Raw genomic sequence first — 21,415 nt, forward strand, 5'->3', positions numbered from 1 at the left:
TACCCGCATATAGGAATTATCATGACTTTAGTCAGTGCACCTTTAGAACTGAGCGCGACGCAGCGTAACCTGCTCGACCTGATCAGGAATCATGGCACCGTTACACGTGCCGAACTCAGTCGCCTCTCAGGACTGACTCCGGGAGCTATAACACAGCAGTGTCGTGAACTGATTTTTACCGGGCTGATTATCGAGGGTGAGCCTGTACATGATGGCAAGCGTGGTCAGCCTTCTTTACCCCTGCGCCTGAACCCAGGAGGGGCCTGCTCTGTAGGCGTTTCCTTCAGTCCTGGGTTTATTGACATTGCCGTCGTTGACCTAAGCGGAAAACCGCTCATACAGGTTTCAGAAAAACATACTGAAAACCGTGAAATAGCCCATACGGTCAATCAGGTCATACAGATGGTTGCCGGTGCACTTAAAAAGAAACGTTTAAGTAACTCACGAATACTGGGCATTGGATATGCCGTTCCGGGATTCCTGAAAAAAGACGGCCGTAAAAGACAGACAGTAGCATGGCTTGATACCTGGAGGGAGGTTGACCTTCAGGCAGTTTTTGCTGCAGCGTTACCTTACCCGACCTGGGTAGAAAACATCGTAAATGCTTCTGTCATTGCCGAATATTACTCCGGTAATCACAGTAACATTTCTGACCTGGTCCTTATTGATCTGGGTTACGGAATTGCTGCAGGCATTATTGCTGACAATAAGCTTCTGAGTGGGGGGTTTTCGAATGCCGGAGAACTTGGAATGAGTTTCCCACTCGAACTGCCAAGGCCTTCTTATAAAGATTTGCTTATCACTCTGGAGAAGGCCGGTCTGGATCCCGATGAACTTGATGGCCTTGCTGGCAGCGGGAATAAGGTTATTGAGTGCTGGATAGCGCGTGTCAGTGAACAACTGGAACCCATTATATTCAGCTGTATCCAGTGGCTGGACCCTGAAGTTATCACGCTGGGTGGCGCGATGCCTAAAAAAATCGTCGGGCGGCTGGTGAAGGAGCTCAAACTCAGAGTCAGCGGACGATTAGAGCCGTTACGGCCATCAGCACAAATTGAAGCTTCTGCTTTCAGTAAAGAGGGTGCGTCACGCGGGGCAGCAATGCTGCCTTTATATTACACACTGAATATAAAAAAGTAGCAGTGCCGGATTAGTTTTACTCTGGTGTAAAGGGTACGCCGGCCCGTATATCAGTAAAAGAGGATGGGATATGTCACGTGATTTTGTCAGTTACGCCCCGGATGTGGGAAGAAAATTTTCATCCTCCGGGTGTCCTTTACCTTTTGCGGGTAATACATTTCTTGGCCACCTTGAACAGCAGGGGGAAGGATTTAAGACTTTTGATACAATTCTTAATGTATACAGAGCACTGCCGGAAACCAGTTTTTTCAGGAAAATGACGGCCCTTCCATCCAGTAGTTACCACATTACGCTTTTTACCGGTGTAAACGAGTGCGATCGTCATTCAGGCCCATGGCCAGCCGGTATATCTCGTGAGCTGGAGCTGGAGGAGCTTAACAGATGTTTTCTGGATAAACTTAATTTACGTCAGCCAGGCCTGTCTGAATCCTTTGATTTCATAGTGGACTCAGACGCACCATTACCGGGAAGAAATGATAATTTTTTCATCCCGCTAAAACCGGCCGATCAGACTACACACAATCGTCTTCAGAAAATAAGAGATGAGTTGTCAGAAATAACGGGTATTCGTCGCGACGATCATTGCTCCTATCAGTACCATATTACGCTCGGATATCTTCTGGAGACTCTTGATGGAGCGGAAATGCTGGAGTACAGAGATAAAAGCATGGAGTGGAGAGAAATGATTGCGAAGGCTGGTAACATTACCATTCGGGAATTTGAGTTCTGTACCTTACGGGACATGTATTCATTCCGAAGAATATTCTAAATCCGGCTCGACATGGTTTTTATTGTTTTCCCGACCTCGCAGCGTTGAAATATTCAAATAAAGAAACTCTACATTAAACAGGGTCAGGTCGCGCTCAATAAAAAAATTAACTATCAGCAACATAACTGTCAGGTCGCTCTGTGAAGGAGAATTACATGAGGTGGCTTTCTATGGTTAGACCTGTTTTCATTTTATCCGGGAGCGCAGGCTCTCCACTTGGTAATCTGATGCTTAATAAATATGATCAGATTGCTTCAGATATCGCTGCATCATGGGTAGGGGCATCTCAGGATGAACTGCTGATTTCATTAGGCTTACCACTAAAAATCATAAACCTGAGTAATGGAACCAGCATGCTGTTTTATCTGTATAGCAAGACTACATATAAATACGACTTAATCTCATGCAGTTACCTTCAGGAGTATGAAGTTAATTATCACGAGTTTATTTTCGTGAACGGGATACTAGCCAAATGGTTTTCAACAGTTATCCAACCTAAAATCCGGGGATGTGAAACTTAATAACCCTCCCAGAATATTAATCAGATACTTTATTAAATAATATAACTTTCGCCATTCTCTGATTGAGCTTACCTTTGATTCGGGATTAAAATGTGTAAAAAATTAAATATTAAAACTTTTGTTGTTTTAGTTTCCTGCCTGTTATCAGGGTGCTCGACTCTGGCTCCTGAGCGGACGGCAGCAGCAAATCTTATGGGAAAAAACATCAATGAAGCCTACAGGGTTTTCGGTAATCCATTGTTTGTTAGTACAGAAACAAGTGTCAGTACGGAAAGTAAATTTTACGGACATAATTTTTATCAGTTTTATTTTAAGGGACTTGAATACGATCAGGAAAAGTTCAACGGTTCTTATATGGATACGTCACAAGGCCGTCCGATTCTGGTTAATCAGTTCGAAACACAACATGTGCAGGAGTCATGTAGAGTTGGATTCTGGGCTGATCCCAAAACGAACATAATCGATTACTACGAAGTCAAAGGTAACTGTGGATTAGGAGGCTGGGGATTCGGTACAACCGGCATATTACATTATTGGGGAATAAACTGACCTGAATACCTGCTAGACTTCAAATAAAAACCATTACTTAAAAGGAATACTTATATCAATAATCTTGACCATTTAACGATGAGCTAAATATGTTGCTGGTAGACCATTGGTAATTAGCAAATAAAATTTAACATGAATAATCTGGAGTTAAAATCATGAAAAAAATTATCTGTATTTCAGCTATTTCTTTTCTTTTAAGTGCGTGTACTACGATGTCTCCTGATCTCGCAATCCCGATACTACAGGCTGATACTTCCAAAATGTTAGGCCTGGGGTCTTCCGATGAGATAACTGTGACTAATGTTTCCATGTCTAAGCCTGACGCGCTCGGGTCTCAGGTGATATCGTATCGCGCAACTACTGATAAGGGGCGTATTTTAGACTGTGAAGCCCACGTGATTCCTGGCCTTCCGTTACAGGAACCAACCGTAAGCACGCCGACGTGTAAACCGGTTAAGACCTATAACAAATAAAATCACTACTTTATAAAGTTTTCAGTAAACGCCCGGGGCGTTCATAGTCAAGGACACGCAGTGGATTAGCCGCAAGTAAACAGCATGCTGTATGCCATTGTATTTTACCCTGTACAGGTATTCTGCACGGGTGCCCCGCGCTTTTACGATCAAATATTCTCTTCATCAGGGACCTGCCCGGAAGAACACTATGAACAGACATGAAGTTACATCTGCGCTTTTCAGAAGCGCGGGATACGACGCGACTACAGGCGTGCTGGAGCTGGAGTACCGGAACGGCGCTTGCAGGCGCTAGCTTGCCGTACCGGCAAAGGTTTACCAGGCGTTCTGTGCGGCCGCAGACAGTGACACTTTTTTCAGAATCCGTATTGATGGTCGCTACTTATCTGATGCGCGGTGATAGCAGCTTTGACGACGCCTGCCTCGTCAAACGCTCCGTGCTGGCCATCGGCTGCCGGTACTTAATTAGGTAATGTCCGCTTCTGGCACAGAGCGGACCGTTTTACACTTCAGGTTTAAGCGGTAATTTTTGAAGAGCCTGCTCAATTTTCTCTGCGTCCTGTTCAACGATGGCCCTCTCATCTGGTGTGAGCGGAACTTCTTCAAGGTAACGTCTGGCAGAAGCTTTGCTTTCCAGCACCAGTCCGCGCGCACTCTGTTTGAGCAGGTTAAAATCACAGCCGATGCAGGCCATGCGGTGCCGACAGCTGCTCCAGAAGGGATTCGTGCAGTAAGAATCACCCAAATCGTAATAGGTCGCGGGTCCGGTCAGGCTGGCGGCTGCCGGATCGTGATCAATGAGCACGCTTATCATGTGAGCGACCCTGTCTGCCCTGACAAACGAAGCTGCCAGCTGCGTTGGGCGGATGCGGAGATAATGCATGGTGGCCTGAGGCGTTGCATGTCCCGTCCACTGCATCAGTTCGTACAGAGACATGCCCTGAGGTACGCTGGCCAGTGCGGTCACTGCTGAAGCCCGTCCACGGTGGCTGGTTATCATTCCGCCGCTGTCTTCTAAAGGCACGCCCGCCCTCGCACAGAGCATCGGTATCACCGTGCGGTTAAGGATAGCGCTGCCGGCAGGCTTACCGCGGTACTGAAACAGAAGACGTACTTTCTCACCGGTTCGCTCGTCGGTAAGCATAGCCTGTTCAGAAGGACGTTCATCCAGCCAGATGTCGACATACTTTTTCACCACGGCCGCTACCGGTTTCACAAAGGCTTTAGAGGTTTTACCTGCCGGGATATTCAGCCAGCACAACGTGCCAGCAGGGATGATACTGCCATCCTCTTTTACAATATCATCCGCCTGTGCCGCGATGCACCCGGTGGTCAGCCGGAGGAGCTCGCTCTTTCTCAGCCCGGCATGGGTCCAGATAACGGCCATCGCCTGCAGCATGGCAAGCGGATAGTGTATTTCAGTGAGCAGGTCTCCCTGACTCAGATTCAGACTGGCCCATATCAATTTCAGCCAGACGGGGTCATCGATAACCCGGGGATTGACTCCACGGCGGAAAAGGGGGGTATCGGGTGTTGAAAGATGACGGGCAGGGCTGAAACGCAGACGTCCCCAGCCCCAGTTTTCGTAATCGATCATAAAACGGCGCAGTGAATAAATAAAATTCGCCCTGGAATGCGGCATCATGGGCTCGCCGGAGCGCACCGATTTGCGGGTGCCCCTTTCAGTGCCCAGCTGAAGATCATCCACGTTCATCCGGCCTACCGCCGCGATGAAGCTGGCGCAAATTTCAATGCTCCAGTCTTTGGGCTCCCGTACCTCCGGATGTGCTCCTGCCAGCCAGAGGCCGCATCGCAGAACAAAACTGTACAGGCTTTCGCGGGAGCGTGGCCTTAGCACCGACGTTTCCCGCCATCGACGGCACCAGTGCACCCAGGCCGGGTCGATCCCCTGCACCGGTTTTTCGTACCATTTGGTGTAGTTTCGCATCCTCATCGGGGCGCTGATGATGCCCAGCGCAGCGAGTCCGTGTGAAACCCGCCCGACATATCGGGAGGTGCCTGCGTCCATGCCGGACTGGACCTGCCACAACAGTTCCGGCGTAAATGCCTCAAGCCGTGGATCCCTGTTTACAATCATCAGCGTGGCCAGTATGCCTGAGATGTGATTTTTCTGGCTGGCCGGGGCATAGCCCAGCGACGTCAGCGTATTGGTCAGCCGTTGCAGTTCCTGATAATAAAAAGTCTGGCCAAAAATAGCTGAGGCATAAAGCGCGGGTTTGCGGATATCAGGCAGGCTAAGTGGATCATGCAAATCAGCCAGATGCCAGGCAAACGCGGCCATTAACGGACGGCCCTCCCTGACTTCCCGGCACAGCGTCTGCCAGCGCTCCCGCGGCCAGCACCAGCAGGGCATGCCAGCTTCATGCATTTCACGCAGCAACCTGGATATTACAAGCCCGGTGATTTTGCTGCTGCAGCCACTTCCACTGGCAATATCTATCAGCGGCCTGATAAGGTCAGGCGCAGGTTTCACCCTTAACATACCGGACCGGCTGTGGGAGCTGGCCAGTGCTGCCTGCTCGGCGGATGTCAGCGAGGTTTTAAGCCGGTATTCAGTTATGTTGAAAGGGTGCCAGTTGATTCCGGATGGTGTGACTGGGCTCATATTAATTCTCCGGGCTGAAAATGAGGTTTGCCATCCTTATATCTGCCGTTTCAATCGCGCCAGCCATCCGGGCAGCCAGGTCTCTACCAGAAAGATGAATGTAGATCTGTGTTGTGGTCAGGTCGCGATGTCCTGCATAGGTGGCAAGTTCGTGCAGTTTCCAGCCCGCGCGGGCAAGGTGTGTGAGTCGTAGATGCCGGAAAGTATGGGTTGAGATGTCCGGCATACCGGACTCAAGCGCCCATTTCCGGACCGTTTTGCTCCAGGTCCAGAATGAAAGCGGCACGCCCGGATTCCGGTCTGACGCGGAACGAAACAGGGCACCCCGGCAGATTCCGGTTCGCTTCATCTGCACAAGATGAGCCGCCAGTACGGGTGCAACGGCCGGACTGTAGCAGACTATTCGTTCACGCCGGCTCTTAGTGGTTTCTGCCCGGATGCGGATAAGACGGTGCGCGAAATCGAAGTCTTCAATACTCAGCGAGGTGACTTCAGACCGCCGCAGCGCGCCGTAGTAGGTTAATGCCAGCATCAGGCGGTCACGGAGCGGGGAAGCGGCGGCATGAATGAGAAAAGACTGCCATTGCGCATCGGCAGGAATACGCGGCAGCTGTATGACACGAGGAACCAGTCCCCGGCCGGAACTGAGCATGCCAGGCGTGCCGGATCGGAGCAGCGGATTGACCGTGCAGAGGTCCAGAAACATCAGAAAGTCATACCAGAGACGGATTGCTGACAGGCGCAGCTGGAGCGTGGCGCTGGCCGCGGGAGTAGGCATACCGGGTAACTGAGGACTGATGTAAGCAGCCAGGTCTTCGAATCGGGCCTTTTCAGGTTCAATCTGATTCTGGCGGCAGAAAGCAAAATAGTGGCGTAGTGCACCGCGGTAGGCGGCGAGAGTGGCCTGCGTCCGACCCAGATCGGATAACAGTTTCAGCCAGCGCTCTGCCAGTAACAGGACGTGTTCATCTGGTGGGATCAGCATCGCGTTTACCTCTGACGACAGTTTTGCTGCTCAAAGTTTACTTAGCTAATGTTGCATTCCACTTAACTTACTACAGCGCATAATTGCTGCTGAACACATGGATCCGGTGCCGCCTGATGTCGTCCCTGAGTTTGAAATAGGGCGCCCCCATAGGAATGGCCAGCGCTTTGGCTTCTGCGCTCCGGGCAATGACACAGCCATCATTATTACTCAGAACCAGTACTGGTTTACCACGCAGGTCGGGACGAAATACTGTCTCGCAACTGGCATAGAACGAGTTCACATCCACCAGCGCAAACATCACATAGCGCCATTTGGATTGAAGACCTGAAAAGTTCGTTCTTCACCTTCTTCTGCAGAGATGTCCCGGAAATCTGACTTGTGCGCTTCTATCCACCTGTTTGCTTCCCACAATGTGAAATGCCAGTTCAGCTGCTGAAGTTTCTCAATAAAATCAAGTGTGCTGACGGTGTATCGGCCGCGCGCGTCGCGTTTAATGGCCAGTCTGAATGCGTCATTGATTTCATAATCGCGTGGCATGATGAATCCCCTCTGATAAAAGCTGTATATATAAACAGTAATTGTAATCAGTGGCTATGAGCAAGCTGATGATATTTGAAATTTTGTAAAGCGAGAATCAAAGGTACGGTGGGGGTTATTATGAATTTTAATGTTGAGATAAAGCCAATTTAGAATTTATTCTGCTATCTGTATGTAATCATTAAACGCATATTCCATCGCAGGCAGAATGTTTTTTATCCTGAAATGTAGACAAATACCGGACTGCAGTCACAATCATGTCTGAAAAAGCCTCACTCATTCCGCATCCCGCATCCCGCATCCCGCATCCCGCATCCCGCCAGCAGGATAAGGCGCAATCAACCACTTCCGCTACGCAGTTAAGATATTCAATGGTCGTCCACAAACATTGTACTATTTGGCTGGCAAACGTATCGAAAAAACGGGGCCCTGAGGCCCCGTACTTTTTTCACTGAATTCTTCAGCAACCGCTATTCGGGTAAAACACAAACCACCACCTGATCGCCTACTTGATCCTTAAGGATGATATTACCAGAAAGTTTTGTAAGTCTGTTACCTCAGCCGTTTAGCTTCATCAGCATGTTCGTCCGAAATCAGGGTGCTATACCCAGAACTAATAGTCATGATACTTTCCGTAAGGACGGGGCTTTCGTGAGGAATTTTCGCAGCCATAGCGGCCTGAACTGAGTAAGCCATCCCAGCGGATGGCTTATAATGAGGATATCAATAAGGGAAACCGATAAAGTTGGTATTTGTCAGATGCCTGCTTACAGGCCAATAACGATAGCGCTTTACCCGGATATCATCAAGCGTTCGTCCGAAACACGCTGACAGCATCTCTGAGATTAGCGGCCCGGCTTGCCAGTTCATCAGCAGATGATGCAGATTCTTCAACCAGCACGGCATTCTGCTGCGTCACCTGATCCATCTGCGTCACCGCAATATTTATCTGCGATACGCCGGCGCTCTGCTCTTCAGAAGAAGATGAAATTTCCCTGACCAGCTGCGCTGTCTGTTCAATCGCATCCATACTTTCCTTAACTTTTTCACCGGCATCCCGTGTCATTGAAATGCCCTGCTCCGCATTCTCCACCGACTGTTCGATCAGCCCTTTAATTTCCTTCGCCGCACCAGCCGAGCGCTGTGCCAGCGCCCTGACTTCCGACGCAACAACGGCAAAACCTTTGCCGTGCTCACCGGCCCGCGCAGCTTCAACGGCCGCGTTTAACGCGAGAATATTCGTCTGAAACGCAATCCCGTCAATGACAGAGATAATTTCCTTGATCTGCCCTGCACTGCTGCTTATTTTTTCCATAGAACACAGCACGGATTCCATGGCCTGGCCACCACGCAGTGCCGCGCTGGTAGCGGAGCCAGCCATTTCAGCTGCATGGCGGGTATTTTCAGCATTGTTGCCGATGATTGAAGAGAGCTGTTCCATACTGGCGGCCGTTTCAGCCAGCGATGCAGCCTGCTCTTCCGTTCGCGCAGAGAGATCGCCATTACCGCGGGCAATCTCCTCAGATGAGGTGGCAATAGTGACAGCATTACTTTTAATATTCTCTACTGTCACTGTCAGCCGCTGACTCATCTGCAGTAATGCCCTGAGCAGTCCGGCTGTTTCATTTCGCCCTGTCACGGAAAAAGATGTGGTCAGATCGCCTCCTGCCACTTCAAGCGCAAGCTTTGACGCTGCCCCGATAGGCCGGGTAACAGAACGGATAATGATCAGTGCGAAAACAACAGAAAGCAGGACCATAAAGAGAAGAACGCCAAGCAAACCATACTGTGCATGCCGGTGGTCCGTTATCTGCTGATTCAGCAGATCATTCAGTTCATTACCGCCGGCAATTGCATAGGTACTGAATCTGTTTATCGAGCTGGTAAAAAGCGCAGCATAGTCCTGCGGACTCTGATTCGTCATACTGCGGCTGATAAACAACGCCCCGGCGGTTTTCAGGGCATTAGTTGCTTCCTGTACGGCCGCATCTGCATCAGTACTGAATTTTTGCTTCAGTCCGGCATCAGAGGAAAAAAGCTTTTCTGAATCCTGCTCAAACAGCCCCAGGTTATAAGCACCCGTACTGAGTAAAGATTCCATGCGGACGGAGTCCGCCTCGCTTACGGCTTCCTTTCTGGCAAGCAGTGAAGTGCCAAAAGCGCGGATTTTTCCGAGGCTTTCGGTCAGTTCAGGCAGAGAGGCAAAGTTACTCGTAATCAGGCGATAGGTACTGATATCCGAATCAAGTGAAAGACCGTAGAAATCCAGCACGTCACGGTTTACATTCAGAAGTCTGCGGATGAGCAGCGCATGTGCGTTAAGGCTGGCCGTCTGATCCAGTTTCGACGCATCAATGTCCTGCTGCAGTGCGTCCCATTGCGCGCGTACACCGTTGATTTTCTCAATGACCCCGGCACTGCCCTCAGTCTGTGCCATGTCTTTTGTAAGAGCATCAGAGACACTGACAATGTCATCCCGTACCCGCAGACGTGATGAGGTGGCAGGATTTTTCTGTGCAATGGCAAGGGCAGTCTCAGCACGATGGCGCTGTATCAGATTCAGCAGAGCCAGAATCCTGTTCTCAACAGGTACCCCTGTCACTTCCCGTTGCTTGTCATGAATATATTTATTGCCCTCTGATACAAAAAGCACAGTAGGAACTGAGAAAAGGACAAGACAGAACAAGCCGAGAATCGCAAACTTGGCCGTAAGGTTAATATTGTTAAGAATGTTATTCATTTTTAATTCCTGCTGAATTAATTAGTTTCTCTCAAAAGATGCAAAGTAAAACATCATAAAAACGTTATCGGTTGGCATTTAGCTAACTTTACAGGCCGTAAAAAATATAATGCTGTGAGCTTGAGTTTAAATAATTTATTCTTAGCATGAAGTCACAACACGCCAAGAAGGCAAACGATTGCATTCGTGTTTTAAAAATGTCTGTATCAGCTTACTAAGTATTACGCCGCTTAGCTTGCCAGTTTCATACATTAAAAACCCGGATAATAACTATTTTTGGGTATATGGAACGTGTTGCCCGTACTGATACTCATACGCTTAACATTGACCTGCCCCCAGGATTAAATACAAAACTCAGTTAGTAATGTCGAATCCTTCACTCTCAGAATTACCCTTTCTCCAGCTCGCTGCAAATTCAGACGGCGTCTGATAATTCAGCGTGGAGTGCGGGCGACATTCGTTATAATCCTGACGCCATTCGCTGATGGTTTTCCTGGCATGATTTACGTCGCTGAACCAGTGTTCATTCAGGGATTCATCGCGAAAGCGTCCGTTAAAACTCTCAATAAATCCGTTCTGTGTTGGCTTGCCGGGCTGGTTAAGCTGGAGCTCTATGCCATGCTCAAAGGCCCACTGATCGAGCACGCGGCAGGTAAACTCCGGGCCCTGATCGGTTCTTATCCTAGCCGGATAGCCGCGAAACAGCGCAATGCTCTCCAGAATACGCGTGACCTGCACGCCTTAAATCCCGAAGGCAACAGTGACCGTCAGGCATTCCTTTGTGAAGTCATCAACGCAGGTAAGGCACTTGATCCTGAGACCAGTAGCCAGCGCATCCATGACGAAATCCATCGACCAGTTCATGTTGGGTGCCGCCGGGCGGAGCTGCGGCAGACGTTCTGTTGCAAGCCCTTTACGACGACGTCTGCGTTTAACGCCCAGCCCGTTCAGATGATAAAGGCGGTACACGCGCTTGTGATTAACCAGAAGCCCTTCACGGCGCAGTAACTGCCATATGCGGTGGTAGCTAAAATGCCTGCGCTCCAGTGCCAGTTCAGTAATGCGCCCTGATAAATGGGCATCAGCCGCCGGACGCTGAGCGTCATAGCGGCAGATTGACAGGGACAAACCTGTGAGTCTGCAGGCACGACGTTGCGACAGACCGGTCGCATCACACATCAACACCACGACTTCGCGCTTCTGGTCTGTCGTCAGTACTTTCGCCCAGGAGCCATCTGAAGCGCCTCCTTCTCCAGCATGGCCTCGGCGAGCAGCTTCCTGAGTCTGGCGTTCTCTTCCTCAGGTGACTTCTGGCGTTTAACCCCGGACACCTCCATACCGCCATACTTTTGACGCCAGGTGTAGAAAGTAGCGTCAGAAATAGCATGCTTACGGCAGAGTTCCCGGGCAGAAACCCCGGATTCAGCCTCGCGAAGAATACTGATGATCTGTTCGTCGGGAAAACGCGTTTTCATGGGGATGGCCTCATGTGGCTTATGAAGACATTACTAACATCAGGGTGTATTAATCAACGGGGAGCAGGTCAACTTAATGAGTTACTGATTACTAATAAAAGTTCTCCTGCGTATAAAGCATAAAGGTGACTTTTCCGCTGTTGTATTCCTCAGGTATTTTGCCGTGTTCGAGATAACTCAGCAGGATGTCTACCGACAGCTGCGCATGGCGAGCCGTGTTCTGATCCAGCGTGAGGGTCAGAGCGTTTCTGCTAAACAGTGCTTTCGTGGTGGAATACAATTCGTGAGTAATGAGTGTGCAGGCCTGCGTCAGACGATGCCTCGCCAGAGCCTCGCTGATTTCGGTATTACCCAGGCCGGTGTTGTAAAGTCCCACCACCTCAGCCGACCGCACCAGCTCTTTTTCAAGCAGTCTGCTGATGGTTATGCGGCTTTCCTGACCCGCCAGTACCTCCCGTAATGTCACGTCAGGAAAGCGCTTTTCAAGGACATCGCGAAAGCCCTGAATACGCTGCTGATGGGCGCGGTATTCACTGCGTCCACTTACCACAATCACATCGCCCTGTTGTCTGATCAGGTTGCCCATCATCAGCCCGGCTGTGCGGCCTGCCTGCAGCTGGTCAATGCCAACATGACACAGCCTGTGTGCGCCAGCCAGATCCGTGACGAGTGTTACCACCGGCACTCCGCGTTGTCTGCAGCACTGCAGCGCCTGATAAACAGCAGGATGTTCATGCGCAAAGATAATCAGGGCGTCACGTATTTTGCTGCGTTCTTCAATGAGTACAGCCAGTCTGTCCGGACAGGACTCCGGCACAAAAGTGCGGTGAAGCACTAAGCGGCGATAACCCAGAGCGGTCGCGACAGCGGAAAAATCGCGAGCAAGCTGCCTGAAAAAGAAAGCGTCGTCGCCACTCAGCAGTACCTCTATCTGCCAGGCACGACGATGCTCTTCAGGCAGAATGCGCTTCAAACCAGCCTCACGCGCGGCTTCAAGTACTTTCAGTATAGTCCGGGGAGAGACGCCGCCCCGCTCATTCAGCACGCGGTCGACCGTAGCCAGGCTAACACCTGCCCGTTCTGCCAGCATTTCAAGAGTCAGTGTCTTCATCAGAGTTCCTGCTGAGGTAATTCCCTCAAAACATGCGTTCCTCAGGGTATGACGGCAGGCTAATTTGGCAACGTCTTTATCTCTGAAATTTGACCTTCAGACAGGAAATCATCATGACGCAGAAAAAACGTTTTGCCCTGATTGGCTGTGGCTTTATCGGACAGGTACATGCTGCAAACCTTGCGACGCACCCGGGTATTGAGCTTGCGATGCTGGCCGACCTGGACACGGCCCGCGCCGCCGCACTGGCCGGACAGATGAAGTGCGCGGCGGGCGAAGTCAGCGCCGCCATTAACAGTGACAATATAGATGCCGTGCTGATAGCCAGCGCAACGCCGTCACATGCTGAACTGCTTGAAGCGGCGGCGAAGGCGGGTAAGGCCGTTTATTGTGAAAAACCGATCGATTTATCGCTGGCAACAGCAACGCGCGTCGCTGAAAACGTGCTGCCACTGAAGACAAAAATCACGGTCGGCTTCAATCGCCGATTTGACAGCAGCCATCAGCAGTTAAAGCGTCAGCTGGAACAGGGAACTGTCGGGCGTCCTGAGTTAATCCAGATGGTCTGCCGTGCGTCGGAACTTCCACCGCTCAGCTACCTTAAGTCTTCCGGCGGCCAGATGCGTGACCAGGCGATCCATTTTTTTGACCTGCTGCGCTGGCTGACAGCCGATGATGTTATTTCAGTGGGCGCTATGGGTGCCGCACTGGCGATGCCTGCCATCAGCGAGTTTGGCGATGTGGATACATCGGTGCTGATTATGCAGATGCAGCAGGGCGCGTTTGCGCAGCTCGACAACACGCGTCGTACGGGCTATGGCTATGATGAAAGGATCAGTGTGATGGGCGAAAAAGGACTGGCAGAGTCCGGTTCCCAGAGCCCGCCGGGGATGACGCTTTACCAGGGAAAGGCCATTATCAAACAGGGCCTTTATGCGGACTGGTTCAGCCGTGTCCAGGGCACCTACTATCAGCATCTTGACGCGTTTGTCCGCTCTCTGAACGGGGAGGATGTGGCTGATTTACCCGGACTGCTGGATGGGATTCAGGCGCAGGCGATCGCGGAAGCCGCGACGAAGTCCCTGACAACCGGAATGTTCTGCCCGGTCGACAGGGTGTTGTGATAAAGGTCCGGGGCCGGTCCTGTCAGGATATGGCCCCGGAAGCTACGGATACGCAGCCCTGGCTGCTGCAGATTTTAGTGCTCTTCGTTGAATACGATCCCAAGCTGTCTCCTCACCGTATCCATCGCTTTCAGAGTACTGAGTACGGCGGACAACGGGCGAACGGGCGAGTCGTTTAATCCCTGCCCCACGCACCATGAAAAATGGCGGATTTCATGACAGAGCTGCGCGTAACGGCTGGCGGGTTCTTCCCAGCACAGCGTGTGGCCACCCTGGCTTGAGGTCAGCACAAATCCGCCGGGTGCATAAAACTGTCCCGCCAGAACCAGGGTGGCATTGCGTCCCGCAATCACCGCACTTCCGGGCGTATTGCTGAACAGGGTCGTGTTCAGCACCGAATGCATGCCACAGGTATGTTCGAACAGCATAGAAGCCTGCCCGTTAACATTCTGTTCTGCCGGTTGACCGCAGGACTGGATGCGGACCGGTTCACCTGCCACCATCACGCTCAGCGAAACCAGATAACTGCCTAAATCCAGCATCGGACCTCCGGCCAGATCGGCATTGAAGATGCGGTGGTCGTGCGTAAAAAATTCGCCGTGATCGGCAGTCAGGGTATGAAGATCACCCATCACCCCGTCGTTTAAAAGCTGACGCAACACATCGTATTTTGGCGCGAAATCACACCACATGCCTTCCATACACAGCAGCCCTTTCTGACGGGCCTTCGCCTGCAGGGTCTCTGCCTCCCTGACATTCAGCGCCAGAGGTTTCTCAATCAGCACATGTTTGCCCGCATTCAGTGCTTTCATGCCATCCGGAAAATGATGGTTATGTGGTGTGGCGATGTAGATTGCGTCCAGATCCTTCATTGCCAGCATTTCATCTGTGCTGCTGAAGGCCGCCGGAATTGCCCAGCGCTCGGCGAATGCCTGTGCTTTTACTTTGTTTCTTGCTGATACTGCAACCAGCTGCTGTCCGGTGTGCGCTTTCAGTGCGCGGGCAAAGTGTTCGGCGATCCAGCCGGGGCCGATAATTCCCCAGCGCAGTACGGGTATCGACTTTTCAGAGGGCAGTCGCGGGACGGGCAGGGATGAGGGAAACATAGTGATTCCTTTTAAGCATTGTTCTGGCGGTTGCCTGCAACTGCAACCCACTGACGGGATATAATGGACTGCTCGATGGCGGTCAGGATTTGCTGGTTCTGCAGGCCAAATGCAAAGTCCGGATAACAGTCGCTATCGCTGCAGATCCCCTGAACCAGGTCATGAACTTCGATGACTTTGACATCAAAATACCCGAGTCCGCCGCCGCCAAAATCGAATCCGAAGAAGCCAGAATAGGCCGGGATCTGGCTGCCTGCATACAGGGTCTTGAAGCCCCGATCGTGTCTGTCATCACTGAAGCGATAAACCTGCAGCTCATTGAAACGTTCGCCGTCCATATAAAGGGTGCCCTCGGTACCGGAAACCTCCCAGAACACACCGAAAATGCGACCGGCAGCCAGGCGTGAGGCTTCAATCACGCCGCTGGCCCCGCTTTCAAAGCTGACAAGACACTGCACCTGGTCGTCGTTTTCAACCTCACGCCATTCTGCCTGGTCATCAATCCGGCTGGCATAACCGGCGTCCACCTGAGGAACAGGGCGCTGCCGGAGGTAGGTCTGCGCGCTGGCCGTTACCTCGCTGATCTCACCCATGAGAAACTGCGCGACGGAAAGGGTGTGAGCCCCCAGGTCGCCCAGAGATCCGCTGCCGCCCAGGCTTCTGGAGCAGCGCCATGACCAGGGCAGCTCCGGGTCATTGTAAAAACCCTGGTCAAAGGTGCCGCGAAAGCGGATTGGCGTACCGATATCGCCGCGCTCAATAATCTGTTTTGCCAGTAACGCTGCGGGCGTTTTGATGTTGTTAAAGGCCACCATCGTTTTGACGCCGGCCTGCTCTGCTGCCTGCGTCATCTGCAGTGCCTCCTGCGAACTGACGGCCAGTGGTTTTTCACAGTACACGTGCTTGCCTGCTGCAATCGCTGCCAGCGCCATTTCAAAGTGCAGATGGTTGGGTGAGGTGATATCCACCACGTCAACCTGCGGGTCGTTAATCAGATCACGCCAGTCCCCATAGGCCTTATCAGCCCCGAAGCGCACCGCATTCTCGTCGGCTAAGGCCTGATTCTGATCGGCCAGTGCATAGAGACGAGGACGCTTCGGCAGGTCCGGATAAATCATTGCTGCGCGGCGGTAGGCATCAGCATGCGCCTGCCCCATGAATCCCGAGCCGATTAAACCAATGTTGAGGTTGTCTTTCATTGGACGGTTTCCTCTGCAGAAAGAGACGGTGAAAAAGAGTTTTTTACCCATTGAAACGCCCGGGACACGGCAGCAGACGGCTCTTCTTTTTGCGGGTCCTGCTCCGCCTCGACTATCAGCCAGCCCTGATAGTCTGCGTGCGCAATGAAGTCAGTCAGCGGAGAATAATCAATGCAGCCCTCTCCCGGCACAGTGAAGAGTCCCGCGCGTACCGCATCGTTAAAGCTCAGGTCGTTTTCCAGAACCTGATGCAGGACATCGGCACGGACGTCTTTCAGATGAATGTGCACGATACGGTGACCAAAATTTTCAGTTATCTGAGCCAGGTTAACACCAGCGGCAAAAGCGTGTCCGGAGTCCAGAACCAGTCCCACACTGTCGGAGGTTTTAATCAGAAATTCTTCCAGTTCATGATGCTGCTCAACCAGCATCATCAGATGATGATGATAGGCCAGTTTCAGGCCGAACCTGTCCATCAGAATATCGGCAAACCTGCTCACTTTGCGGGCATATTCATCAGCATCCAGGCTGCTCAGGGACGGCGAAAGAGAAAGGGGCTGGTCCAGCGGATGACTGCCCGGCATACAGCCGCATTCGCCGTAAACCATGACTTCTGCCCCTAATGCCCTGAGAAGTGCGGCGTGTGATTCCACGGCTGCGATTTCATCGGCAACGCCGCGTTCGGCAAGGAAACCGCTGTGCCAGCCGGAAGCAAGCTGGAGTCCGGCCTTATGCAACAGCGGGGCTAACTCCGCATGGGTACGGGGAAATTTTCTGCCCAGTTCAATTCCCTGATAACCGGCAGATGCAGCCTGTGTCAGGCAGGTTTCAAGTGAAATACTCTCGCCCAGATCGGGCAAAACATCATTGGTCCAGCTCAGCGGGCTTACACCTAATCGAATATGTGGACTCATCAGGACATACCTCCTTACAGGTCAGTCTGAGAGCACTATATGGATGGTGTAACTGGAATTGTTACCGGTTCAATGAGGTAAAACCCTCATCCGGAGAAAATATAATGCCTGCCTGTTTCATATTGTTATTGATTGGAAGAAACTCAAATATTAACCCGCTCGTCGGGTTAATAAGTCGCCTCGCTCTGGTCCTTTTACCACTTACCGTCCTGCGGCTGGAAATCATCAGTGGTAAACAGCAGGGCACCCATGCGATGCCGGGCGAAGAAATAAGGGGCTGGAATTTATCTACCCTGTAATAATAAGGAATAACGTCTGGATGGAGCTGGGGTCTCTGTTCTTCCCTGCGTCACCATTGGCTCGGATAGTATTATCAATGCCGGTGCGGTTGTCCTCAGGGGTGTACCTGAAGGCGTACTGGAAGCAGGTAAACCCGCGACATTGTCAGGTAAATAACTGAAGAATATAAACGACGATAATTCTGAACAGCTCTGCCCATAACTTCAATAGCGGATGCGAAGACCCTTATATGTGTTTATGTCCTAATGTCCGCTTTTCGCTCAAAGCGGACGGTTTACCATCTAAAAAGTCGCCTTCTTCGACAAGAGGCTAGGTACCGCCCTTACCCACCTCTGAACCCCTCAGGTATTTCATAATTCATTTCAGATACCCGCGTGCAGTCTCGTCTTTCTCTGGATCGCTTTGAGGAAAGGTGTTTGCGCCCTTTTTCAACATAGCGTGCCAGTTTCATTTCCCACTGAACCTGGTTGTAAGCCGCCCCATCGGCCTCCCAGAAGGTGACAAAATCTGCAAGCCTGGCCGGGTCTGGAGGACCTGAAATTTCTATGCCGATTTTGCTTGCCGTTCCGCGCAGGCCCGACAACGGCTGCCAGCCCGCGAACATCACAAATTTTTCTGCAGGATGACTTGCCGTGCGTTTGCACCGTTCCCCCGCTTGGTCAGCAGGCACAGGATCCGGACGCAAATTCAGCGCGATTTGATTTTTGAGCCGTACGTTGGCGTCGTCCGGACGCGTGTTCGGGTGCCTTAATTCATCTTGAGCCGGTCCATATTCGGCCACCCAGAACCTCGCTGGCCTGCTGATGATTCAGGTTCGTTAGAACCCTACAGGACGCGATGCAGAAAACCGGCGGTCAATGGATTGGATTAATTCGTCACCCTCTGAACCCCTCAGGTATTACATAATTCATCTCAGATACCAGCGTGCAGTCTCGTCTTTCTCTGCAACGCTTTGAGGAAAAGTTTTTGCGCCCTTTTTCAATATAGCGTGCCAGTTTCATTTCCCACTGAACCTGGTAGTACGCCACGCTTTCTGCTTTCCAGTAATTCACGAAATCAGCCAGCTGCAGCCTGTCAGGTGCTGCTGAAATCTTGATACCTATACTATCGGCGGTGTCACTAAACGTTGCTGAAGGCTGCCACCCGTCAAACATAACAAACTTATTCTCTGGTAATTCGGGATTAGTGGCAGAGCGGTTAACCAAGTCTGGGGGCATTTGTTGTTGTGCGTAACGCAGCCTTACTCCAGCGGAGTTCCGTTGCACCGGGGTCGATGAGTTACGCTCCGTTACGGTGGCGTTATGCATGGGCGTAACGCTTTGCGTACCGTAACGAGTTACGCCACCATCATGGCCGAGCTGCTGACTCGGATGGATAAATACGTCTGCATCAGCGACCTGTACTGCTCTGAAACCCTGTGCCACCACGGCTTGTGGTGTATCAGAGACCGAGTTATCCACAGAACGACCAGGAAATTTACGCGCGCGATATGTGTTGTTTTTGTTTTTATGTGTTGTTTTAGATCTTAAATAATTAAAACACGCGTAACGCGCTACGCCCGGCGTTACGTCACGCGTTACGATCTGCGTTACGCTTGGCGCGTTACGCGTTATGTTGGGCGTTACGGTCTGCGTAACATTTTTTTGCGCACGTTTTCTCTGTCTGTAACGCCGCTGCCGTTCGGCGGATGAAGACTTTTTTGAACCAGCTACCACACTCTCATCGTTATCCGTCTTCAGGATGACACAGTGCTCTTCCGCATCGTAGACAGCCCACCCGACTGCGGCCAGCGCCTCCCCGAAACCGGAATACTCAGCCAGTACATCCAGGTAACTGAGATCGACATTACGGAACACGCCATCACAGGTGTGCTCACTGGCAGCGCTCCAGATAAGCAGTAATGCCGTGACAGTAACGCAACGTGTAACGTTACGCGTTAGCAGTTCGCCACGCTGCCCACCAACTGACACCTCAAACCCTGCGCTTCCTTCCGCCGGGCTTTCCAGCAGCGCAGCAATTTCATTTACCTTGGGATGCGTCTTCAGAGAAGCGCTCATTTTGATCCAGTTGCTGGCCATATAAACCCTTACTAATCCTTACATATTGTTTTTTCTGTAAAATATTTTCAGGTTGAAGTAAAGTTACTATGAGCGTTGTCTCGTATTTGGTTTGAAGAACATGCAAGCTGATCCATACTTGTATCAAGACCCTGATCACGCAGAATATTTACTAGTTTCCTGCAGGTGTTAATCGTCATTTGGCGTCGGCCAGACTCCCAATGAGAGATAGCACCGGCAGTGCAGTCAGCTAAGAGAGCCAGCTCCCTTTGGGTTAAGCCTGCAGATTTTCTGTACGATTTTAAATTGTTCATAAATGCCCCGATCACAGTGTATACATTATGTATCTTAACAGAGTGCAGATGTCTACAAAATGTACATTGCTTGGTTTATGATTTTATAAGGCAAACATCCTAATGAAATGGAACGAAGTCGCTAAGGTCAGAATGAAAGATCTTGGAATGACTCAAGAAAAATTATCAGAGCATCTAGGTATTACACCAGGAGCAGTCAGCCATTGGCTCAATGCCCGCCGTTCCCCTGAGCTAGAGGTGATAGCAAGAATTCTTCATATACTCGATATAGATGAATTTAAAGTTGATAAAAATGGTTCAATATTCACCTCAGAAGACTTTAATAACTCATCTTGCGCGACCAAGAAGATAAACTGTTACCCCTTGTTATCAAAGGAATTAATTATTAATTATGTTGATGACCTGGGTTCAAATGAAGCAGATAATTTTGCAAATGAGTGGATAGAGTCAGGCGCGGTCATTCTTGGTAAAGGTTTTTGGTACAAAGTCGAAGGTGATGCAATGCTATCCCCGACCGGTTTTAGTGTTCCTTCAGGTTCTTTGGTTCTTTTTGATATGGGTAGAGTTCCTCAAGAAGAGGATCTGATTCTTGTTATGTCTAAAAACAACAGCGAGCTCAGTTTTAAGAAAATTCAATCTGATGGCCATAGGCGCCTACTTGTTCCTATGAACCCAAGATGGCCAGTAGATGTAATCACAGATGAGCATAAAATCTTAGCAATTGCAGTCGAATCTAAACTGAAACTAAAGTAAAAAGCACAAAATATCATTTTATCCTTTCTATTCACTGATTAAGAGAGCAATCTCTTTCAGATTTCACTCTTCCTGTTTGAAGTCAACAAGTAAACGCACCTCAGGTAAATATACAATTTGTATTGATAAAACAAAATACAATATGTATCCTACCTTCATTCTGAACGGCACAGCATATTGTCGGGCGGGAGGAGTGCAGGAGCACGAGATCCCGAAGTGGCAAAACCCACCATCCTCTCAGCAAACGAGATGGCACTACATAGCGCCATTTCCTTTGTTGATGGAGGTTCTAATGAAAAAGCACAGTGTAACGTGTCCGGTTTGCGGTCTCAGGTTTGACCCGCGGGCACCTCTGGTGCACATAAACAGATATCATAAGCCAGCAACGCGCAGTGAGTTAGTCCTGATCCGCGACGCGCGTCGTTGTTGCTTCGGGAAGAGCAAACCTCACAAAAATAAATCTCCCCTGCTCACTCTGTCCCATCACTGATGCACATAAATCTTTTACGCATCTTAAAACGAGGTGTCTGCGCGAAAGGATTTATGAATTTATTCAGAACTCTGAATCTGAACTCCCCTATAACATCACCGTCAGGCCTGACCTGACACCAGGGAATTAAGAAAGTAGTGGCACCCTGATCCAAAACTAAAAGTCGTTATCAACAAACGCAGTGCCTGCAACCTTCCCGCCCAGTGCGGGATTTTTTTCGGCTTTATGC

Annotated in this window: 17 protein-coding genes and 2 pseudogenes; 6 read left to right on the forward strand and 13 right to left on the reverse strand. The window is 50.6% G+C overall.

All coding sequences use genetic code 11. The features are described 5' to 3' along the window. Positions 1–21: 21 nt before the first annotated feature. The 4 genes from F3I47_RS13580 to F3I47_RS13595 all read left to right on the forward strand — a co-directional run bounded on the left by F3I47_RS13580 (position 22) and on the right by F3I47_RS13595 (position 2,979). Positions 22–1,140: an ROK family transcriptional regulator gene (locus F3I47_RS13580; RefSeq protein WP_150029136.1), complete on the forward strand. Its 1,119-nt coding sequence runs from the start codon at positions 22–24 to the stop codon at positions 1,138–1,140. A gap of 70 nt (positions 1,141–1,210) precedes the next feature. After that, positions 1,211–1,909, forward strand: a complete 699-nt coding sequence (locus tag F3I47_RS13585) for a DUF1868 domain-containing protein (protein ID WP_140923096.1) — start codon at positions 1,211–1,213, stop codon at positions 1,907–1,909. Between the two features lie 155 nt (positions 1,910–2,064). After that, positions 2,065–2,430 carry a hypothetical protein gene (locus tag F3I47_RS13590; protein WP_150029137.1) on the forward strand — a complete coding sequence of 122 codons (366 nt, stop codon included), beginning with the start codon at positions 2,065–2,067 and terminating at the stop codon, positions 2,428–2,430. Positions 2,431–2,520: 90 nt separating this feature from the next. After that, the gene (locus tag F3I47_RS13595) at positions 2,521–2,979 is read left to right on the forward strand and encodes a hypothetical protein (protein WP_150029138.1); all 459 of its coding nucleotides are present in this window, start codon (positions 2,521–2,523) and stop codon (positions 2,977–2,979) included. 975 nt (positions 2,980–3,954) lie between these two features. On the opposite strand, the gene F3I47_RS13610 is transcribed toward F3I47_RS13595, so the two are convergent. From F3I47_RS13610 to F3I47_RS13640, 7 genes and pseudogenes are all read right to left on the reverse strand, one after another. Next, the gene (locus tag F3I47_RS13610; RefSeq protein WP_150029140.1) at positions 3,955–6,078 is read right to left on the reverse strand and encodes a tyrosine-type recombinase/integrase; all 2,124 of its coding nucleotides are present in this window, start codon (positions 6,076–6,078) and stop codon (positions 3,955–3,957) included. Between the two features lies 1 nt (position 6,079). Further along, positions 6,080–7,063: a tyrosine-type recombinase/integrase gene (locus F3I47_RS13615; RefSeq protein ID WP_150029141.1), complete on the reverse strand. Its 984-nt coding sequence runs from the start codon at positions 7,061–7,063 to the stop codon at positions 6,080–6,082. Between the two features lie 73 nt (positions 7,064–7,136). Further along, positions 7,137–7,364, reverse strand: a pseudogene (locus F3I47_RS13620) (DNA polymerase V subunit UmuC); the annotation flags it as partial. Then, the gene (locus F3I47_RS13625; protein ID WP_140923049.1) at positions 7,364–7,603 is read right to left on the reverse strand and encodes a DNA polymerase V; all 240 of its coding nucleotides are present in this window, start codon (positions 7,601–7,603) and stop codon (positions 7,364–7,366) included. The pseudogene F3I47_RS13620 and the gene F3I47_RS13625, both read right to left, overlap by 1 nt. Positions 7,604–8,408: 805 nt before the next feature. Further along, the gene (locus tag F3I47_RS13630) at positions 8,409–10,343 is read right to left on the reverse strand and encodes a methyl-accepting chemotaxis protein (RefSeq protein ID WP_140923050.1); all 1,935 of its coding nucleotides are present in this window, start codon (positions 10,341–10,343) and stop codon (positions 8,409–8,411) included. A 354-nt stretch (positions 10,344–10,697) separates the two neighbouring features. Continuing rightward, positions 10,698–11,818: pseudogene (locus F3I47_RS13635) on the reverse strand (IS3 family transposase). A 91-nt stretch (positions 11,819–11,909) separates the two neighbouring features. Next, positions 11,910–12,929 (reverse strand): LacI family DNA-binding transcriptional regulator, encoded by a 1,020-nt coding sequence (locus F3I47_RS13640; RefSeq protein ID WP_140923051.1) that lies wholly within the window; start codon positions 12,927–12,929, stop codon positions 11,910–11,912. 113 nt (positions 12,930–13,042) lie between these two features. Between F3I47_RS13640 and F3I47_RS13645 the strand changes: the two genes are divergently transcribed. Next, positions 13,043–14,053 (forward strand): Gfo/Idh/MocA family oxidoreductase, encoded by a 1,011-nt coding sequence (locus F3I47_RS13645; protein ID WP_140923052.1) that lies wholly within the window; start codon positions 13,043–13,045, stop codon positions 14,051–14,053. A 74-nt stretch (positions 14,054–14,127) separates the two neighbouring features. Here F3I47_RS13645 and F3I47_RS13650 read toward each other — a convergent pair whose 3' ends face one another. The 6 genes from F3I47_RS13650 to F3I47_RS13680 all read right to left on the reverse strand — a co-directional run bounded on the left by F3I47_RS13650 (position 14,128) and on the right by F3I47_RS13680 (position 19,943). After that, positions 14,128–15,159, reverse strand: coding sequence for a Gfo/Idh/MocA family protein (locus tag F3I47_RS13650; protein ID WP_150029142.1), 1,032 nt, complete (start codon positions 15,157–15,159; stop codon positions 14,128–14,130). An 11-nt stretch (positions 15,160–15,170) separates the two neighbouring features. Then, positions 15,171–16,358 carry a Gfo/Idh/MocA family protein gene (locus tag F3I47_RS13655; RefSeq protein WP_140923054.1) on the reverse strand — a complete coding sequence of 396 codons (1,188 nt, stop codon included), beginning with the start codon at positions 16,356–16,358 and terminating at the stop codon, positions 15,171–15,173. Further along, a complete protein-coding gene (iolE, locus tag F3I47_RS13660; RefSeq protein ID WP_150029143.1) occupies positions 16,355–17,275 on the reverse strand; it encodes a myo-inosose-2 dehydratase in 921 nt (306 codons plus the stop codon). Before iolE ends, F3I47_RS13655 begins: the two co-directional genes overlap by 4 nt. A 619-nt stretch (positions 17,276–17,894) precedes the next feature. Then, a complete protein-coding gene (locus tag F3I47_RS13670) occupies positions 17,895–18,353 on the reverse strand; it encodes a DnaT-like ssDNA-binding domain-containing protein (RefSeq protein ID WP_140923056.1) in 459 nt (152 codons plus the stop codon). 94 nt (positions 18,354–18,447) lie between these two features. After that, positions 18,448–19,650, reverse strand: a complete 1,203-nt coding sequence (locus tag F3I47_RS13675; protein ID WP_140923057.1) for a DnaT-like ssDNA-binding domain-containing protein — start codon at positions 19,648–19,650, stop codon at positions 18,448–18,450. Positions 19,651–19,697: 47 nt separating this feature from the next. Further along, the gene (locus tag F3I47_RS13680) at positions 19,698–19,943 is read right to left on the reverse strand and encodes a helix-turn-helix transcriptional regulator (protein ID WP_150029144.1); all 246 of its coding nucleotides are present in this window, start codon (positions 19,941–19,943) and stop codon (positions 19,698–19,700) included. 102 nt (positions 19,944–20,045) lie between these two features. On the opposite strand from F3I47_RS13680, the gene F3I47_RS13685 reads away from it, so the two are divergent. Then, a complete protein-coding gene (locus tag F3I47_RS13685) occupies positions 20,046–20,696 on the forward strand; it encodes a LexA family transcriptional regulator (RefSeq protein WP_150029145.1) in 651 nt (216 codons plus the stop codon). Positions 20,697–21,415: the final 719 nt, after the last annotated feature.

Source organism: Pantoea sp. M_10, from assembly GCF_008631515.1.
Classification (GTDB): Bacteria; Pseudomonadota; Gammaproteobacteria; order Enterobacterales; family Enterobacteriaceae; genus Pantoea; species Pantoea anthophila.

What these genes read in the sequence shown, in the direction of transcription:
- F3I47_RS13650 (WP_150029142.1), bottom strand. Translation starts at nt 15,159, where the DNA reads ATGTTTCCCTCATCCCTGCCCGTCCCGCGACTGCCCTCTGAAAAGTCG.
- F3I47_RS13675 (WP_140923057.1), bottom strand. Translation starts at nt 19,650, where the DNA reads ATGGCCAGCAACTGGATCAAAATGAGCGCTTCTCTGAAGACGCATCCC.
- F3I47_RS13640 (WP_140923051.1), bottom strand. Translation starts at nt 12,929, where the DNA reads ATGAAGACACTGACTCTTGAAATGCTGGCAGAACGGGCAGGTGTTAGC.
- F3I47_RS13610 (WP_150029140.1), bottom strand. Translation starts at nt 6,078, where the DNA reads ATGAGCCCAGTCACACCATCCGGAATCAACTGGCACCCTTTCAACATA.
- F3I47_RS13585 (WP_140923096.1), top strand. Translation starts at nt 1,211, where the DNA reads ATGTCACGTGATTTTGTCAGTTACGCCCCGGATGTGGGAAGAAAATTT.
- F3I47_RS13655 (WP_140923054.1), bottom strand. Translation starts at nt 16,358, where the DNA reads ATGAAAGACAACCTCAACATTGGTTTAATCGGCTCGGGATTCATGGGG.
- F3I47_RS13580 (WP_150029136.1), top strand. Translation starts at nt 22, where the DNA reads ATGACTTTAGTCAGTGCACCTTTAGAACTGAGCGCGACGCAGCGTAAC.
- F3I47_RS13595 (WP_150029138.1), top strand. Translation starts at nt 2,521, where the DNA reads ATGTGTAAAAAATTAAATATTAAAACTTTTGTTGTTTTAGTTTCCTGC.
- F3I47_RS13630 (WP_140923050.1), bottom strand. Translation starts at nt 10,343, where the DNA reads ATGAATAACATTCTTAACAATATTAACCTTACGGCCAAGTTTGCGATT.
- F3I47_RS13615 (WP_150029141.1), bottom strand. Translation starts at nt 7,063, where the DNA reads ATGCTGATCCCACCAGATGAACACGTCCTGTTACTGGCAGAGCGCTGG.
- F3I47_RS13590 (WP_150029137.1), top strand. Translation starts at nt 2,065, where the DNA reads ATGAGGTGGCTTTCTATGGTTAGACCTGTTTTCATTTTATCCGGGAGC.
- F3I47_RS13680 (WP_150029144.1), bottom strand. Translation starts at nt 19,943, where the DNA reads ATGAACAATTTAAAATCGTACAGAAAATCTGCAGGCTTAACCCAAAGG.
- F3I47_RS13625 (WP_140923049.1), bottom strand. Translation starts at nt 7,603, where the DNA reads ATGCCACGCGATTATGAAATCAATGACGCATTCAGACTGGCCATTAAA.
- F3I47_RS13685 (WP_150029145.1), top strand. Translation starts at nt 20,046, where the DNA reads ATGAAATGGAACGAAGTCGCTAAGGTCAGAATGAAAGATCTTGGAATG.
- F3I47_RS13645 (WP_140923052.1), top strand. Translation starts at nt 13,043, where the DNA reads ATGACGCAGAAAAAACGTTTTGCCCTGATTGGCTGTGGCTTTATCGGA.